The organism is Devosia salina, from assembly GCF_019504385.1.
Taxonomy (GTDB): Bacteria; Pseudomonadota; Alphaproteobacteria; order Rhizobiales; family Devosiaceae; genus Devosia; species Devosia salina.
This window is the reverse complement of the sequence record NZ_CP080590.1, coordinates 4,166,721-4,181,791: the sequence shown is the minus strand read 5'-3', so window position 1 is coordinate 4,181,791 and position 15,071 is coordinate 4,166,721. Positions and strand designations below refer to the sequence as shown.

At 64.4% G+C, this 15,071-nt stretch carries 16 protein-coding genes and 1 tRNA gene; 8 read left to right on the top strand and 9 right to left on the bottom strand.

The genetic code is table 11. From position 1 onward, the window contains the following. Window positions 1-7: 7 nt before the first annotated feature. Both rimI and tsaB read right to left on the bottom strand, forming a co-directional pair. On the bottom strand, window positions 8-487 hold the full coding sequence (gene rimI, locus K1X15_RS20565) for a ribosomal protein S18-alanine N-acetyltransferase (protein ID WP_220305388.1): 480 nt from the start codon (window positions 485-487) through the stop codon (window positions 8-10). Then, entirely contained in the window at window positions 484-1,095 is a 612-nt protein-coding gene (gene tsaB, locus K1X15_RS20560) for a tRNA (adenosine(37)-N6)-threonylcarbamoyltransferase complex dimerization subunit type 1 TsaB (RefSeq protein ID WP_220305387.1), read from the bottom strand. The genes rimI and tsaB overlap by 4 nt, the downstream gene beginning before the upstream one ends. A 276-nt stretch (window positions 1,096-1,371) precedes the next feature. On the opposite strand from tsaB, the gene lnt reads away from it, so the two are divergent. Continuing rightward, complete coding sequence (gene lnt, locus K1X15_RS20555) at window positions 1,372-2,988, top strand: apolipoprotein N-acyltransferase (protein ID WP_220305386.1); 1,617 nt, start codon at window positions 1,372-1,374, stop codon at window positions 2,986-2,988. Between the two features lie 18 nt (window positions 2,989-3,006). Then, window positions 3,007-3,384 carry a VOC family protein gene (locus K1X15_RS20550; protein ID WP_220305385.1) on the top strand — a complete coding sequence of 126 codons (378 nt, stop codon included), beginning with the start codon at window positions 3,007-3,009 and terminating at the stop codon, window positions 3,382-3,384. 57 nt (window positions 3,385-3,441) lie between these two features. On the opposite strand, the gene K1X15_RS20545 is transcribed toward K1X15_RS20550, so the two are convergent. Beyond that, window positions 3,442-3,526 (bottom strand) — tRNA-Leu (locus tag K1X15_RS20545). A gap of 58 nt (window positions 3,527-3,584) precedes the next feature. Further along, complete coding sequence (locus K1X15_RS20540) at window positions 3,585-3,938, bottom strand: GFA family protein (RefSeq protein ID WP_220307644.1); 354 nt, start codon at window positions 3,936-3,938, stop codon at window positions 3,585-3,587. A gap of 166 nt (window positions 3,939-4,104) precedes the next feature. Between K1X15_RS20540 and K1X15_RS20535 the strand changes: the two genes are divergently transcribed. Both K1X15_RS20535 and K1X15_RS20530 read left to right on the top strand, forming a co-directional pair. After that, window positions 4,105-5,094 carry a complex I NDUFA9 subunit family protein gene (locus tag K1X15_RS20535; RefSeq protein WP_220305384.1) on the top strand — a complete coding sequence of 330 codons (990 nt, stop codon included), beginning with the start codon at window positions 4,105-4,107 and terminating at the stop codon, window positions 5,092-5,094. 289 nt (window positions 5,095-5,383) lie between these two features. Continuing rightward, window positions 5,384-6,091: a PadR family transcriptional regulator gene (locus tag K1X15_RS20530; protein WP_240549590.1), complete on the top strand. Its 708-nt coding sequence runs from the start codon at window positions 5,384-5,386 to the stop codon at window positions 6,089-6,091. Between the two features lie 97 nt (window positions 6,092-6,188). On the opposite strand, the gene K1X15_RS20525 is transcribed toward K1X15_RS20530, so the two are convergent. The 4 genes from K1X15_RS20525 to K1X15_RS20510 all read right to left on the bottom strand — a co-directional run bounded on the left by K1X15_RS20525 (window position 6,189) and on the right by K1X15_RS20510 (window position 10,163). Beyond that, entirely contained in the window at window positions 6,189-6,878 is a 690-nt protein-coding gene (locus tag K1X15_RS20525; RefSeq protein WP_220305383.1) for a TetR/AcrR family transcriptional regulator, read from the bottom strand. Next, entirely contained in the window at window positions 6,826-8,352 is a 1,527-nt protein-coding gene (locus K1X15_RS20520) for a tripartite tricarboxylate transporter permease (RefSeq protein ID WP_220305382.1), read from the bottom strand. The genes K1X15_RS20525 and K1X15_RS20520 overlap by 53 nt, the downstream gene beginning before the upstream one ends. A gap of 14 nt (window positions 8,353-8,366) precedes the next feature. Next, entirely contained in the window at window positions 8,367-8,918 is a 552-nt protein-coding gene (locus K1X15_RS20515) for a tripartite tricarboxylate transporter TctB family protein (protein ID WP_220305381.1), read from the bottom strand. Between the two features lie 192 nt (window positions 8,919-9,110). After that, a complete protein-coding gene (locus K1X15_RS20510; RefSeq protein ID WP_240549589.1) occupies window positions 9,111-10,163 on the bottom strand; it encodes a Bug family tripartite tricarboxylate transporter substrate binding protein in 1,053 nt (350 codons plus the stop codon). A 221-nt stretch (window positions 10,164-10,384) separates the two neighbouring features. Here K1X15_RS20510 and K1X15_RS20505 point away from each other — a divergent pair, with 221 nt between their 5' ends. The 4 genes from K1X15_RS20505 (at window position 10,385) to K1X15_RS20490 (ending at window position 14,553) form a co-directional block, all read left to right on the top strand. Beyond that, window positions 10,385-11,131 carry a sulfite exporter TauE/SafE family protein gene (locus tag K1X15_RS20505; protein ID WP_220305380.1) on the top strand — a complete coding sequence of 249 codons (747 nt, stop codon included), beginning with the start codon at window positions 10,385-10,387 and terminating at the stop codon, window positions 11,129-11,131. 120 nt (window positions 11,132-11,251) lie between these two features. Then, the gene (locus tag K1X15_RS20500) at window positions 11,252-12,403 is read left to right on the top strand and encodes a Gfo/Idh/MocA family protein (protein WP_220305379.1); all 1,152 of its coding nucleotides are present in this window, start codon (window positions 11,252-11,254) and stop codon (window positions 12,401-12,403) included. A 156-nt stretch (window positions 12,404-12,559) separates the two neighbouring features. Continuing rightward, window positions 12,560-13,729, top strand: coding sequence for a dihydrodipicolinate synthase family protein (locus K1X15_RS20495; RefSeq protein ID WP_220305378.1), 1,170 nt, complete (start codon window positions 12,560-12,562; stop codon window positions 13,727-13,729). Beyond that, the gene (locus tag K1X15_RS20490) at window positions 13,726-14,553 is read left to right on the top strand and encodes a sugar phosphate isomerase/epimerase family protein (RefSeq protein WP_220305377.1); all 828 of its coding nucleotides are present in this window, start codon (window positions 13,726-13,728) and stop codon (window positions 14,551-14,553) included. The genes K1X15_RS20495 and K1X15_RS20490 overlap by 4 nt, the downstream gene beginning before the upstream one ends. A 65-nt stretch (window positions 14,554-14,618) precedes the next feature. On the opposite strand, the gene K1X15_RS20485 is transcribed toward K1X15_RS20490, so the two are convergent. Continuing rightward, on the bottom strand, window positions 14,619-15,008 hold the full coding sequence (locus K1X15_RS20485) for a hypothetical protein (RefSeq protein WP_220305376.1): 390 nt from the start codon (window positions 15,006-15,008) through the stop codon (window positions 14,619-14,621). Window positions 15,009-15,071 lie beyond the last annotated feature (63 nt).

Genomic DNA, 15,071 nt, shown 5'->3' with positions numbered 1-15,071 from the left:
AACCGGGTTAGCCAAGATCGCGCGCCATGACAAGCGCCGTGGCGGCGCTGCCGTCGGGCCGCGGATAATAGCCCTTTCGCGACGAGACCGTGGCAAAGCCGAGTTTCTCATAGAGGCGGATGGCTGCCGAATTCTGCTCGTCGACCTCGAGGAACATGCGGCGGGCCGGGGAGAGCATCAGATCGGCAAAGACCGCATCCATCAGCGCCCGGCCAACGCCCCTGCCCCGCCAGCGCGGTTCCACGGCGATGGTGAGCAATTCGGCTTCATCGGCGACGGTGCGGATCAGGGCGAAGCCGGCAACTCGGCGTTTCGCGTCGCAGGCGATATAGGCGGGAGTGTTGCGATCCTCGAGAAAGCTGACGAAGTCCGTGGTCGGCCAACCACGATAGAAGCTCTGGGCATGGATGCGGGCGAGGTCCTTTGCGTCCCGCGTCTCTGCCGGCTCGATATGCAGGCCCCCGGGGGCCATCCAGAACTTCATCATGATGCCCGCCTCGGAATGCGGGCCGCGTCCTGCGGCTTGGCGTCGGCGTCGCGCACATAGCTGGCATGGGGCGGATAGCGCGCCGGGTCGGCGGCGGCGGCGAAACGGGCAAGCGCGGCAATATCGACATAGGGCTGGTCAAGCAGTTGCGCCCCCGGCGGAATGGCGGCACGGGCGACATCGGCGGGCAACAGGCGTGGACCGTCTCCGACCACTCCGGGGGCCGGAAAGCTCTCGAAATAGGCCTCGCCGCGCCGAGCATCGAGCAGCACGGCCACTGGCCCGGCTTCGGCCGCAAGCGAGATGGCCAGAAGGCTCGGTATGCCCAGCACCGGCAGCTTGCGCGCCACACCGAGCCCCCGCGCGGCCGACAGGCCGATGCGCAGGCCCGTAAAGGAACCCGGTCCGGTGGTCACCGCGATTCTCTCGAGCTGGTCGTGGCCCAGGCCATTGCGGGACAGGAGCGCTGCGAGCCGGTCAAAGAGGATTTCGGCATGGCCCTTGGCAATGTCATCGACGATCACATCGACCTGCCCATCGGCACGCAGCAGCCCCAGCTGCAAGCGTGGCGCGGCGGTGTCAATGGCAAGGGTCACTGGTTGGGTCATGCTGGAGGCCCCCTCATCCGCCCTGCGGGCACCTTCTCCCAAAAGGGGAGAAGGGGGTGATTGTCGCGGTGCCGGTTTACCCCTCTCCCCTTGTGGGAGAGGGTGGATCGGCCGAAGGCCGAGACGGGTGAGGGGTCTCTGACGCTTCACCGCACTCCTAGCCCCGGCCCCGCGCCAAGTCCATCGCCAAAACTATTGCCAGTCCGACCGGCTTGACGCCCCCCGAGACCGCGACCACCTTGCCCCCATGCCCAGTGATTCGCATTTGTTTCGCCCATGACCTGGCTGGCCGAAACCGCCATGCTCAGCCATGGCTGGCGCCGCTTCGTGCTGCTGCTGCTGGCAGGGGCCCTGGCCGGCCTTTCGGTGCCGCCCTTCTTTGTGTTGCCGGCGCTGTTCCTGGCCATGCCCATCTGGGTCTGGGCGCTGGACGGCGCTGAGCGCGGGCGGGGCTGGCGCCGCCTGTTTGGCCCGGCCTTTGCCATCGGCTTTGCTTTCGGGCTGGGCTATTTCCTGGTCGCTTTCCACTGGCTGGGCGCCGCCTTTTTTGTCGATGGCGGCTGGGTGCTGGGCGCAATGCCCTTCGCCATTCTTGGCCTTTCGGCGTTGATCGCCGTGTTCTGGGGCCTGGCAAGCGCGCTGGCGCATCTGAGCTGGAGCCATGGCTGGTTGCGCATCCTCACCCTGGCATCGTGGCTGGCGGCCGCGGAATTCGCACGGGGCCACCTGTTCTCCGGGTTTCCGTTCGATCTCCTGGGCTATAGCCTCACCGGCACCGACGAGATGATGCAGCTCGCCTCGGTCATTGGCGTCTACGGCCTGACCGTCCTGGCGCCATTGCTCGCCATGACCCCGGCCCTAGTCTGGCCCGCCGATGGCCGGGCGCTGACGCAGCGCCTGGCGCCGGTATTCCTGGCCCTCCTGGTCGTGGCGGCGCAGCTCGGCTATGGCTGGAACCGCCTCAGCGGCACGGTGTCGACCGAGCGGCAGGACATGGCGTTGCGGTTGGTGCAGCCGCTGGTGCTGGAGCATGCCGATTTCGGCAATGTCGATCCGGTGGCGCTGATCGACCGGCTGTTGATGCTTTCGGACATGCGGATGGACCCCAATGACCAGGGGCTGAGCGACATCACGCATCTGGTCTGGCCCGAATCGAGCCTGCCCTTCTTCCTGGAGACCTATCCCGAGGCACTCGCCCGCATCGCCCGGCTGCTGCCCGAACAGGCGACGCTGCTCGCCGGCGTGCCGCGCCGCCCCTATGAGCTGGGTGCCGAGGCCGAGGCCGAGCCTCCCTACAATTCGGTGGTCGCGATCAACACCGATGGCGAGGTGGTGGCCAGCTATGACAAGGCACACCTGGTGCCGTTCGGGGAATATCTGCCATTTGCCGATTTCTTTGCCCGGCTGGGTATCAAGCAATTCGTGCCGGGCGCCGACGGCTGGTCCGCGGGCGATGTGCGGCGGCGACTGATGAGCCTGCCCGCCGCTCCGGCGCCGCTGGTGCTGGTCTGCTACGAGATCATCTTTTCCGGCGATTTGGGTGACGTTGCCGGCGCGCAGTTCCTGCTCAATGTCACCAATGACGCCTGGTTCGACGGCTCGGTGGGGCCCGCCCAGCATGCCCACCACGCCCGGTTGCGGGCCGTGGAGGAAGGCATGAGCCTGGTGCGCGCCGCCAATACCGGCCTGACCTTCGCCACCGATCCCCTGGGCCGGATCACGGCGCAACTGGCGCCCGCCGAAATGGCGGCTCTCGACGTGCGTCCGCATCAGCGTCTCGAGAGCACGGTGTTCCAGAGCGTGCGGCACTGGCCCTTTCTCATCGCGGTCGTGGCGGGCATTCTCGCCGGCTTCGTGGCCTCGCGAAGCGGCCGGAAGCGCCGGCCGCAATAGCAGATCAGGGAAAACAATTTGGGCCGGCTCAGGGATATCGTCATCGACGCCGACCACCCTGCCGCCCTTGCCCGCTTCTGGGCCGCGGCACTCGATGGCTATGCCATCTTGCCCTATGACGATACCGAAATCGCCCGGCTGGCAGCTTTGGGCCTGACCCCCGAGAGCGATACCAGCGTCATGATCGCAGGACCCGGCACGCGGCTCTGCATCCACCTGCGCACAGGCCCGCGCCCGACGCGCAATCGCGTCCATCTCGATATCACGGCCGATGATGTCGAAGCCGAAGTGGCGCGCCTTCTGGCCCTGGGTGCCACGAGGGTGCGCGACGGCGGCGGCTATATCGTGCTCAACGACCCGGAAGGCAATAATTTCTGCGTCTGCGCGGCAGGTTAGCCCCGGACCACAAAGCAAAACCCCGACTGCATTGCTGCAATCGGGGTTTTGAGAAATTGGTGCCCAGAAAAGGACTCGAACCTTCACGCCTTGCGGCACACGGACCTGAACCGTGCGCGTCTACCAATTCCGCCATCTGGGCGACGGCGGTGTGTCTATGGTGATGGCCGGGCATTGTCAATGCGGTTTCACGCACAAACTCAGAAGTTTGCACCATCCCAGTGTTTGATGGCGTTACGGTCCACCACCGGGGCGTCTTCCAGACAATTGACATTGACCATGACCATCTCATTGCCCTGGCCGTCACTGCCCCGCGCGAAGGACTCGATGCCGCAGGTCCTGCAGAACAGGTGGTCAATCTTGTCGGTGTTGAAGTGATAGAGCGTCAGCTGGTCCTCTCCCGATCTGAGGGTGAAGTCTCCGGCGGGAAGGGATTGCATGACCCAGCCCAGGCGCCGGCAACGGGAACAATTGCAGTCCCCCATGGACGACAGGTCGGTGCGGGCGGTGAAGCGCACCGCGCCACAATGGCACTGGCCGTGATAGTCGCGCATTTCGTTCACGATAGTTCTCCTCGGAAAGTTTGAGAACAAATAGAGAACGCTTGAACGCCCGAGTCAAGCCGCAGCGGTGAAAACGAGACCGCTGGAAGGCTCGACAGGAGCAAGCTGCCTGCGCTAGAAGCGGTTCCAAAGCAGTTTTGCCGCCCGGAGTGTCACCATGGATCGCAATGCCCCCAAGCTCGTCACCGTTTTCGGCGGGTCGGGATTTGTCGGCAATCATCTGGTGCAATTGCTGGCCCGCAAGGGCTATCGGATTCGCGTGGCGGTGCGGCGGCCGGATCTCGCCGGGGAAGTGCGCATGTTCGGCAGCGTTGGTCAGATCGTGCCGGTGCAGGCGAATCTGCGCAACGAGGCCTCGGTGCAGCGCGCGGCCGCCGGTTCGGATATCGTCATCAACCTGGTCGGCATTGGCCATCAGAGTGGCAAGCAGAGCTTTGAGGCCGTGCATGTCGAGGGCGCGGCCGCCGTGGCCCGCGCTGCCAAGGCGGCCGGCGCCAGCGCTCTGGTGCACATGTCGGCGCTGGGTGTGGAGCAAGCGGCTGAAGTCAGCGCCTATGCCGCCTCCAAGCTTGCCGGCGAAAAGGCCGTGCTCGAGGCGTACCCCAATGCCGTGATCGTTCGCCCCTCGCTGATGTTCGGGCAGGGCGATGGCTTCTTCAACCTGATGGGCACGCTGGCGCGCATGCTGCCGGTCATGCCGCTGATTGCGGGAAAGACCCAGTTCCAGCCCGTGTTCGTGGGCGATGTGGCCGAGGCCATCGCCCTGGCGGCCGAAGGCGCCGTCAAGGGCGGCCGCGTCTATGAGCTGGGCGGACCGGATGTGGAGAGCCACAAGGTGCTGATGCAGCGCATCCTGCGCGAGGCCGGGCGCAATCGGCCGCTGATCCCGATGCCATCGGGGCTGATGAAAGTCCTGGCGAGCGTGCTCGGCATCCTGCCGTTCAAGCCGCTGATCACAGCCGATCAGGTTGAACTGCTGGGCGTGGACAACATTGTTTCCGAGGCGGCCCGCAAGGACAAGCGCACGCTGGCCGGCTTCGGTATCACGCCCACCAGCATGGATGAGATCCTGCCCACCTATATGTGGCGCTTCCGCCGCCATGGGCAGTTCGACCGTGAGGGCGGCACCCCGGCCTATCCGGTGTGATTCCGGGCCCCCAATTTTCGTTCATCAAGAGACTCCTGGACCCGGTCCGGGAGTTTTTGTTTTTGCGGCGAAATGCCCATTTCTCCAACCAGTTACATCTGGCGGGATATGTCGCGTCTCTCTCGCCCTATGCGTCGTCCGCATGCGTGCGCAGCGGCCCGGTCGCCAACCGCCGGACCGGGCTGGGCTCCGTCCGTCCGGAAAGAATCTCAAGATATATCTTGAATTGCCGCGTCGCACTGCCGATCTCCAGATGCGAAGGGCTTTGTGATATATCTGGAGATAGGTCATGACCTACTGGAAGAATGGTGAGCCGAACTGGCGGCAGTTCGAGCGCATGGCGCGTCGCGGCTGGGGCCGCATGCAGCGCATGGCCGATGACGAATTCGGCAATATGGGTGGCAGCTTCCGCGTCGGGCGGATGCTGGCTTCGGGCGATCTTCGGCTGGTGGCGCTCTATTTCATCGAGCAGCAGCCGCGCCACGGCTATGATCTGATCAAGGCGGTGGAGGAGCGTTCCAACGGGGTCTATTCGCCCAGCCCCGGCATTGTCTATCCGGCCCTGACCTATCTCGAAGAAGCCGGTTACGTCACCTCTGCCGCCGACGGGAACAAGAAGCTCTATACCATTACCGACGAGGGCAAGGCGCATCTGGAACAGAATCGCGAGGCCGTCGGCTCGACGCTCGACTTCCTGGCGCGCACCGGCGACCAGATGAACCGGTTCCGCGAATTCGTGAAGGCTGACTGGCCCTTTGGCGAGGGCGCCAATCCCGAGCAGGGCAATGTGCCGCCCCATTGGGCCGAGCGCGAACCGGAGCGGGATCGGCCGATGCACGATGCCACGCCCGAGCTGGAAGCGGCGCGCAAGACGCTCAAGGACGCCATCAAGCGCGTCCGGCGAGGCGACAAGGAACAGCAGCGCAAGGCCGCTGCCATCCTGCAGCAGGCCGCCACCGCGCTCCATGCACTGGGCGATGACGAGGTGGATATCTGAGGCATTGGCCTCAAAACCTTCACCCTACGTGATCCGTCCTCGGGTTTGACCCGAGGGCGGCAGGGTGTCGTAACGAGGCAGGACGGCATAGTGACCCTCAGGCGCCCGGCTTGGTGCGCAGGAAGTCCAGCACCATCTGCACGGCATGGGCTTCGCGTTCCTGCACCATGTTGACGCTCGAGAGGTCGCGCTCGAAGATCACCGAAAGCGTGGCCGTGTTGGACACGTAGAAAAAGCCCAGGGCCGCGACGGAGATGTAGAGCTGCACCGGATCGACATCGCGGCGGAACACGCCCGAGGCGGCGCCGCGCTCGATGATGGCGGCGATCTGCCCCACCAAAGGTGAATGGAGCGCCTTGATGTCGGGCAGGGTCTTCAAAAACCGCGCATTCTCGATGTTTTCCGTGCCCAGAAGGCGCGGAAACCAGGGATTGGCGAGAAAGTGCCGGAAGGTGAAGCGCACCAGCCGGTCCATGGCCTGCACGGGGTCGTATTGATCCAGAGACAGCGCGCGTTCGCCACTGCGGATCTCCTGATAGGCGTCCAGCAGCACCGCGCGGTACAGCTCCTCCTTGTTGCCGAAATAATGGTAAAGCAGGCGCTTATTGGCGCCGGCCCTGTCGGCAATGGCGTCCACCCGCGCCCCCTCGAACCCCCGATCGGCGAATTCCACCCGCGCTGCGGCGAGGATGGAGGCCTTGGTCTTGGCCGAATTGCGCGGGCGCTTTGCCGCCTCAGCTTTGCGCCGAGGCGTCTCCACGACCGCGGGTGAAGATGGATCGGACACGAGTGGACACCGCCGGAATGGACATGAGGATGGTCAGGATGATGACGAGGCAGATAACAGCAGAGATGGGCCGGGTAAAGAACGGGCTGGGGTCGCCATTGGTCAGCAGCAGCCCGCGCCGGAGATTGAGATCGAGCAGATCGCCCAGGATGATGCCGAGCACCAGCGGCGCCATGGGATATTTCATCTCCCGCAGGATGAAGCCGACAATGCCGAAGCCGACCATGACCCAGACATCGAACATGCGCTGGGTGATGGCGAAGGACCCCACGACGCAGAGCACATAGACCACCGCCATCAGCCGTTCACGCGGCACCGACAGCACGGTCAGGAGCGGCCTGGTGAGGGTCAGCCCGAAGACCAGCATGGCGATGGTCGAGAACAGCAGGATCGCCACGATCTGATAAAGGAATTCGGGGTTCTCCGTCATCAGCAGGGGGCCCGGGCGGATGCCGTGAATGAACATGGCGGCGATCAGCACGGCGGCCGCCGCGGAGCCGGGCAGGGCCAGCGTCAAGGTCGGGATCATGGCGCCGGGAATGACGGCGGAATTGCCGGTTTCGGCGGCGATCAAGCCTTCCTGGCTACCCTTGCCGAACAGATGCCTCTCCTTGCTGGTGCGCCTGGCGGCCGCATAGGAGGCCCAGGCGCCCACATCCTCACCGACACCGGGCACGATGCCGACAAAGGTGCCGATCAGGCCCGAACGGATGATGGTCCACTTGTAGCGGAATATCTCGGAGAGGCGCGGAATGACGCGGTCTCCCGACGAGACGATGCGGGCCTGGGCGCTGCGCTTCATGACGCCGAGAATTTCAGCAAAGCCGAAGGCGCCAACCATGGCGGGGATGAGATCGACCCCGCCACCCAGCGCCGGTATGCCGAAGGTGAAGCGCTGATGCGCATGCAGGGTTTCCATGCCGACCATGGCGACCAGCAGTCCGAGAATGCCTGCAATATAGCCCTTGAGCGGGTCGTCCATGGCGGTGAGCTGGCCGGAAATGACGACACCGAACAGCGCCAGCCAGAAGAATTCATAGGTACCGAACTTGAGCGCTGCCTCGGCGAGGAGCGGCGCGATCAGCGCCAGGGCAAAGATGCCCACCACGGTTCCCAGGGCCGAAGAGGTGGTGGCCAGGCCCATGGCTGTGCCGGCCTTGCCCTGCAGGGCCAGGGGGTGTCCATCGAGCGTGGTGGCGGCACTGGCCGGGGTGCCGGGAATGGAGAGCAGGATGGCTGTGCGGCTGCCGCCATAGATGGCACCGCAATAAAGGCACATCAGGCACAAAATGGCCTGGTCGGGCGCCATCTTGTAGGTCAGCGTCACGAGCAGGGCCACGCCCATGGTGGCGGTGAGACCCGGCAGGGCCCCGATGACAATGCCCAGCAGGGTCGCCCAGGCAATGTTGAACAGCGAAAGCGGGGTGAGGAAATGGGCGAGCCCGCCCCCCAGCAGCAGCAATCCGTCGAACATGGTTCTGCCCCCTTCTATGGCAAGCGCACGAGGAAGGCGCGCTCGAACACCAGCGTCACCACGGTGGCAGTGACGAGGGCAAGACCGAGCGCCCAGGGCAGGGATCTGAGAAGCGGCTGGCGGGGCGTGGCCAGCCAGCACTCGAACACCAGGATGAAGGCGAAGACGAAAATGCCGGTCGCCGCCCAGAAGGGCAGGGTGCCAATGAGCCCCAAAGTGTAGATCAGGGCCAGCAGCATGACTGCCAGCGCCCGCCCGGCCGCGCCCGAGACCAGGGCGCCGGACAATTGCTGCCAGCCCCCCACGGCCGGCGTGCGGAGGGATCGGAAGGCCAGGATGGTGCCGCACAGGGTCAGCGCGATGCTGAGCAGGCCCGGCACCAGGCCTGGAACCGTCATGGGATTGATGCGCCGCACTTCCAACCGGTCCATGGTCCAGGCGCCGTAGAAGATGGCGAGCCCCAGGACGATAAAGACGAGGCCGGCCAGCAGGTCGGCCTTGATCATGCCCGGTTGCGGGGCGTCATCGGACGGCGTGGGGGTGTCGGTGGACGTGTCAGTGGCCATGGGGCGTTGTGTGTTGCTGCTTTCCAGAAAGGCCCCCTCACCCGGCGCTAAGCGCCGACCTCTCCCCAAGGGAGAGGTAGAAGGGAGTGGACATCGCGGCTCGGAACACCTCTCCCTTGGGGGAGAGGTCGCGACGAAGTCGCGGGTGAGGGGGCCTTTGAGACCAGCTTACCCCAACCCGCGAAGCATATCTTACATCCCCACTTCGGTGCGGGTTTCGCAGTCGATACCGATGGTGGAGGGGTCGTTGACCGCCTCGCCACGCTCGACCGAGGAACAGGCTTCGAGGATGACCACGGGCATGGCCAGCGCGCGGGCCTCGGCACCATAAGAGGGAGCGAAGACCGCACCGAAGGTCTCGGCATAGGTCTTGATTTCCTCGGAGTTCATCACCTTCTCGGCCCAGATCTTGTCCATGGTGGCAATGACCTCATCGGGCACGCCGGCCGGAATGAAGATGCCGAAATAGTCCGGCGCCAGGGGCATGTCGGGCAGCCAATTGGTGATCGGCGGGATCGGATCGACGCCGTCGAGTTCAAGGGGCTTGTCGGACAGAACGGCCAGGGGTTTGAGGCGCCCGCCGCGGATCAGTTCGGTCTGTTCCACCGCCAGCTGCGTGGTGGCCATGGCCTCGCCCGAGGCAGTGGCGATGGCGGCCGGCCCACCCCCGTCATAGGTGATCATGTTGTAGTTGAAACCCTCGGCCGCGTCGGACAGGGCCGCAATGGCCGTGCCGCCCGAGGAGGTAATGCCCGCCGTGGCCACGGTGATCTCGTTGCCACGGGTCTTGAGGGCTTCAAGGAGCTGCCCGAAATCGGTGAACTCGCTGTCGGCCGGCACCGAAACCACCGGCACGTTGGCAACCGAAAGATAGATGTGCCAGTCATCGATATCGGTGCCTTCAAGCAGGCCAGTCACCGAATAAGTGGCGTTGTTGGCAATGGCATTGGCGGTCCAGGTATAGCCATCGCGCGGGGCGTTGAGCACTTCCTGGGTGCCGATGGCGCCAGACGCGCCCGGCTGGTTGACCACCACGACCTCGACGCCCAGCGCCTCGGCCAGGATGGGGGCGGTAACGCGCGTCACCTGATCGGTCGAGCCGCCGGCGCCCCACGGCACGATCAGGTTGATCGGCCGATCCGGCTTCCATTCCTGCGCCTGGGCCATCTGGGCGAAAATCATGCCCGTCCCCAGCGTCAAAAGGGCCGAGCCCGACGCCAGGACGGTCCGCAGAGACTGCTTCATCGTCTTGTCCTCCCAATGTGTGCGGAACCTGTTCTTTTGGTTCTCGAGGGGAAGCTTGCGACCGATGCCGGGTCGAGTCAAGACAGAAGTAACCATACGGTGACCATTGCCAATGCTCGCAGACAGTCAGAAAATGCGTGGCAGCAATGGGTTCGAGTGGTAACAGGGTGGCATTCGTGCCGGTCCGAACCGGATCGTTCGCTGCAGCAGGGAGCGGGGCAATGGAGTTCGAAATCGGCCGAGCGGTCATCATGCTTCTGGCGCTGGGCGCCGGAGCCGTGGTCAAGGGCGCCACGGGCATGGGGCTGCCGTTGGTGGCGCTGCCGGTGCTGACGACGTTTTTCGGGCTGCAACATGCCGTAGGGCTGATGGTCATCCCCCTGATCTGCACCAATGCGTGGCAGGTCTGGCGTTTCCGCGCGGCCGCGCGGGACCATCGCATGGGCTTCCTGCCGCTGTTTCTCGCCGGTGGCGCCGTGGGCATCGGCCTTGGCACCTGGGCGCTGACCAGCCTGCCCGAACGGGCCCTGGTGCTGACGCTGGGCATCATTCTGCTGTGCTATTGCGCGTTGCGGCTTATCGCGCCGCATTTCGTGGTCGGGCCCGAACTTGCCCGCAAAGCCGGGCCTCTGGCCGGGATGGGCGGGGGCATGCTGCAAGGCGCGACCGGCATTTCGGCGCCGATCGGCGTCACTTTCATCCATGCCATGTCGCTGGAGCGGGACGTGCATGTCTTTGCCGTCTCCGCCATGTTCCTGCTCTATGCCAGCGTGCAATTGCCCGCCCTGGCCATTGCCGGTGTCATGCAGCCGCAATGGCTGCTGGACGGCGTCCTGGCCCTGGTGCCGATCCTGTTGTTCATGCCGGTGGGGCAAGCCATTGCCGGGCGATTGAGCCGCAAGGCCTTCGACCGCACGATCCTGATCTTTCTCGGCGCCATCGGCGTGAAGATGGTGCTCGGCCTCTAGTCACCGGGGCCGAGCAATTTCGATCGGTGCCGCATCGGAGCGCTTGACGGGAACCATCCGCCTCATATAGGTAAGTAACTAATCAGTTACACCGAATGCTGCGGCTTGGGAGGAATTCAGATGGCAGAGCAACGGCTTGGCATCATCATGCATGGCGTCACCGGACGCATGGGTTACAACCAGCACCTAGTGCGCTCGATCCTGGCGATCCGCGACCAGGGCGGCATCATGCTGAAAAATGGCGACCGACTTGTCGTCGATCCGATCATTGTCGGGCGCGACCGCGACAAGATCGAAGCGCTGGCCAAGAAGCACAATATTGCGCGCTGGGGCACGGACCTCGATGCGGCGCTCGCCAATCCCGAAGACGCTATCTTCTTCGATGCCGGTACGACGCTGATGCGCGCAGGCCTGCTGGAGCGGGCCCTGGCCGCCGGCAAGCATGTCTATTGCGAAAAGCCGACCTCGGACGATCTCGAGATCGCCGTGAACCTCGCCAAGACGGCCCGTGCCTCGGGCCTCAAGCATGGCGTGGTGCAGGACAAGCTGTTCCTGCCGGGCCTGATGAAAATCAAGATGCTCAGGGATAGCGGCTTCTTCGGCAAGATCCTGTCGGTGCGCGGCGAGTTCGGCTATTGGGTGTTCGAGGGCGACTGGCAGAAGGCGCAGCGCCCGAGCTGGAACTACCGCAAGAATGACGGCGGCGGCATCATCCTCGATATGCTGTGCCACTGGCGCTATGTGATGGACAATCTCTTCGGCGAAGTGCAGGCCGTCTCGTGCCTGGGCGCAACCCATATTCCGCAGCGCGTCGACGAGAAGGGCAATACTTTCGATTGCGACACCGATGACGCGGCCTATGCCACGTTCGAGCTGGAAGGCGGCATCATCGCCCAGATCAATTCGAGCTGGACCACCCGCGTGCGCCGCGACGACCTCGTGACCTTCCATGTCGATGGCACCCATGGCTCGGCGGTGGCGGGCCTGCACAAATGCTGGACCCAGCATCGCGTCAATACGCCCAAGCCGGTGTGGAACCCCGACCAGCCGCAGACCATGAACTTCTTCAACGATTGGGAAGAGGTGCCGGACAACTGGCCCGCGGATAATGGCTTCAAGGCCCAGTGGGAGATGTTCCTGCGCCACGTCGCCGAGGACGCCCCCTGGCCCTATGGGCTGGAAGCCGGTGCCAAGGGCGTGCAGCTGGCCGAACTTGGCCTGAAGAGCTGGGAGGAACGCCGCTGGCTGGATGTGCCGAAGCTGGAGTTTTGAGCTCGGACTTCTCCCAAGCACGGTGTCACCCCGGCCTTGAGCCGGGGCCCATCCTGAGCCCTGTCCACGCTCTGTGAACGTTGATTGACCTCAAGATGGATCCCGGCTCAAGGCCGGGATGACAGCCGGGTTCTTTGAGATTTCAAGGACACGACCATGACCACAATCAACCTGCCCAATCCCGACCGATCGGTCACGCCCTACACGCTTACCGGCGATCCGATCCCCTTCGTCAAATTCAAGGCAACCGACTTTCCGCGCATCGCCTATTCGGCGGCGCATGTGGTGGCCGACCCGCTGGCCAGCAACGATCCCTGGCTGACCCCGGCCATTGACTGGGACACGACGCTGAAATTCCGCCACCGCATGTGGGATCTGGGCCTGGGCGTTGCCGAGGCCATGGACACCGCCCAGCGCGGCATGGGCCTGACCTGGACCGAAGCGCAGGAGCTGATCAAGCGTTCGCAGGCGGAAGCGCGCACCCGCGATGACAGCCTCATCGCCTATGGCGCCGGCACCGATCATCTCGCTCCGGGCCCGGACGTGACCATCGATGACATCATCAGAGCCTATGACGAGCAGGTGGGCTTTGTCGAAGCCCAGGGCGGCCGCGTCATCCTGATGGCCAGCCGGGCGCTCGCCGCCGCGGCCAAGTCGCCGGACGATTATGCCCGCGTCTATGGCCATGTCCTTTCCCAGGTGAGGCAGCCGGTGATCATGCACTGGCTGGGCGAGATGTTCGACCCGGCCCTTGAGGGCTATTGGGGCAATGCCGATCACGGCAAGGCCATGGATGTCTGTCTCGACGTCATCGCGGCCAATGCAATACAAGTCGATGGCATCAAGATTTCGCTGCTTTCGGCAGAGAAGGAAATCAAGATGCGCCGCCGTCTGCCGGCCTCGGTCAAGATGTATACGGGCGACGATTTCAACTATGCCGAACTGATCGCAGGCGACGAGCAGGGCTATTCGCACGCGCTTCTGGGCATTTTCGACGCCATTGCGCCGGCGGCTTCGGCGGGCCTGGCGGCCCTGGGTCGTGGCGACAAAGCAGAGTTCTTTGACATCCTCGAACCCACGGTGCCGCTGAGCCGGCATATCTTTGCGGCGCCGACCCGCTTCTACAAGACCGGTGTGGTGTTCCTGGCCTATCTCAATGGGCTTCAGGACCATTTCGCCATGATCGGGGGGCAGCAATCGACCCGCTCGCTGCAGCACCTCAGCGAGCTGTTCCGCCTGGCCGACAAGGCACGCGTGCTGGCCGATCCGAACCTGGCCGTAGCCCGCATGAAGGCCGTCCTCGCCGTCCATGGAGTTTCCGCATGAGCGCCGACACCGTCATCTCGCTGAATCTGGCCACCACCCGCACGCAATGGGGCTTTCCCGAGGCCGTTGACGGGTGCCTCAGGGCCGGCATTACCGCCATTTCGCCGTGGCGCGACCAGATCGAGGCAATCGGGCTCGACGAAGCCGCCCGCATTGTCCGTGAGAACAAGATCCGCGTCACCGGTGTTTGCCGCGGCGGCATGTTCCCGGGCGTGGATGCGGCCGACCGGCAGGCGCGCATCGACGACAATTTGAAGGCCATCGACGAGGCTGCTGCGCTTAATGCCGATTGCCTCGTGCTGGTGGTGGGCGGCCTGCCCGGTTCATCCAAGGACCTGCCCGGCGCCCGCCAGCAGGTGACCGATGGCATTGCCGCCATGCTGCCCCATGCCAAGGCCTCGGGCGTCAAGATTGCCATCGAGCCGCTCCATCCCATGTATGCGGCCGACCGGGCCTGTGTGAACACGGTCGATCAGGCGCTCGACATCTGCGAGAAGCTGGGCGAGACGGTCGGGGTGGCGCTGGACGTCTATCACATCTGGTGGGACCCCAACCTTGCCAATGCCATTGCCCGGGCCGGCCGGATGAAGCGCATCTTCGCCCATCACATCTGCGACTGGCTGGTGCCGACCAAGGACATGCTGCTCGATCGCGGCATGATGGGGGACGGGGTCATCGACTTGAAGGCCATCCGCAAGATGATCGAGGACGCTGGATTTTTCGGGCCCCAGGAAGTCGAAATCTTCAGTCAGGACAATTGGTGGAAGCGCCCTGGGGACGAGGTCCTTCAGGTGATCAAGGAACGCGTCGCAACGGTCTGCTGAGCAGCATCGCCCGAAACAAAAAAGCCCCGGACCGATCCGGGGCTTTTGCATTCCACAGGGCCAGATTAGCTGGCTTTGTAGAAGGTGATCGACTGGCAGAGGATGCCCAGCTGGCAGCCGGTGATCTTGACGGCATCATTGGCCACCAGGGTCACCTTGGCACCGGCACTGGAGCCACCATAGTTGATGGTGCCTTCCCACTTGCCGGGTGCGGTCTGCTCGGCGACCACAACCTGCTGGTTCACGAATTGCAGGTTTTCCGGGGTGCGCGAAGCGCCCTGGATATCGTTGAGGACGCCGCACAATTCGGTGCCATCGCCGCACAGGCGGAAGGTGAAGCTGGTGCCTTCGGCATCGACCCAGGTCCCGTTGATCACGGCTTCCTGGGCAAGGGCGGGGGTGGCAAGAGCGCCCAGCAGGGCGCCGGCGGCAAGAATGGATCGCAGCTTGGTCAATTCAAGTCTCCTTCAGGTGGTCGCGCCCCTCCGCTCGCCACCACGTCAGTGATCAAAGTTAGA

Coding starts and splice junctions, on each gene's coding strand:
- rimI (WP_220305388.1), bottom strand. CDS start 487: ATGATGAAGTTCTGGATGGCCCCCGGGGGCCTGCATATCGAGCCGGCA.
- tsaB (WP_220305387.1), bottom strand. CDS start 1,095: ATGACCCAACCAGTGACCCTTGCCATTGACACCGCCGCGCCACGCTTG.
- lnt (WP_220305386.1), top strand. CDS start 1,372: ATGACCTGGCTGGCCGAAACCGCCATGCTCAGCCATGGCTGGCGCCGC.
- K1X15_RS20540 (WP_220307644.1), bottom strand. CDS start 3,938: ATGCGCGACTATCACGGCCAGTGCCATTGTGGCGCGGTGCGCTTCACC.
- K1X15_RS20535 (WP_220305384.1), top strand. CDS start 4,105: ATGGATCGCAATGCCCCCAAGCTCGTCACCGTTTTCGGCGGGTCGGGA.
- K1X15_RS20530 (WP_240549590.1), top strand. CDS start 5,384: ATGACCTACTGGAAGAATGGTGAGCCGAACTGGCGGCAGTTCGAGCGC.
- K1X15_RS20520 (WP_220305382.1), bottom strand. CDS start 8,352: ATGTTCGACGGATTGCTGCTGCTGGGGGGCGGGCTCGCCCATTTCCTC.
- K1X15_RS20515 (WP_220305381.1), bottom strand. CDS start 8,918: ATGGCCACTGACACGTCCACCGACACCCCCACGCCGTCCGATGACGCC.
- K1X15_RS20510 (WP_240549589.1), bottom strand. CDS start 10,163: ATGAAGCAGTCTCTGCGGACCGTCCTGGCGTCGGGCTCGGCCCTTTTG.
- K1X15_RS20505 (WP_220305380.1), top strand. CDS start 10,385: ATGGAGTTCGAAATCGGCCGAGCGGTCATCATGCTTCTGGCGCTGGGC.
- K1X15_RS20500 (WP_220305379.1), top strand. CDS start 11,252: ATGGCAGAGCAACGGCTTGGCATCATCATGCATGGCGTCACCGGACGC.
- K1X15_RS20495 (WP_220305378.1), top strand. CDS start 12,560: ATGACCACAATCAACCTGCCCAATCCCGACCGATCGGTCACGCCCTAC.
- K1X15_RS20490 (WP_220305377.1), top strand. CDS start 13,726: ATGAGCGCCGACACCGTCATCTCGCTGAATCTGGCCACCACCCGCACG.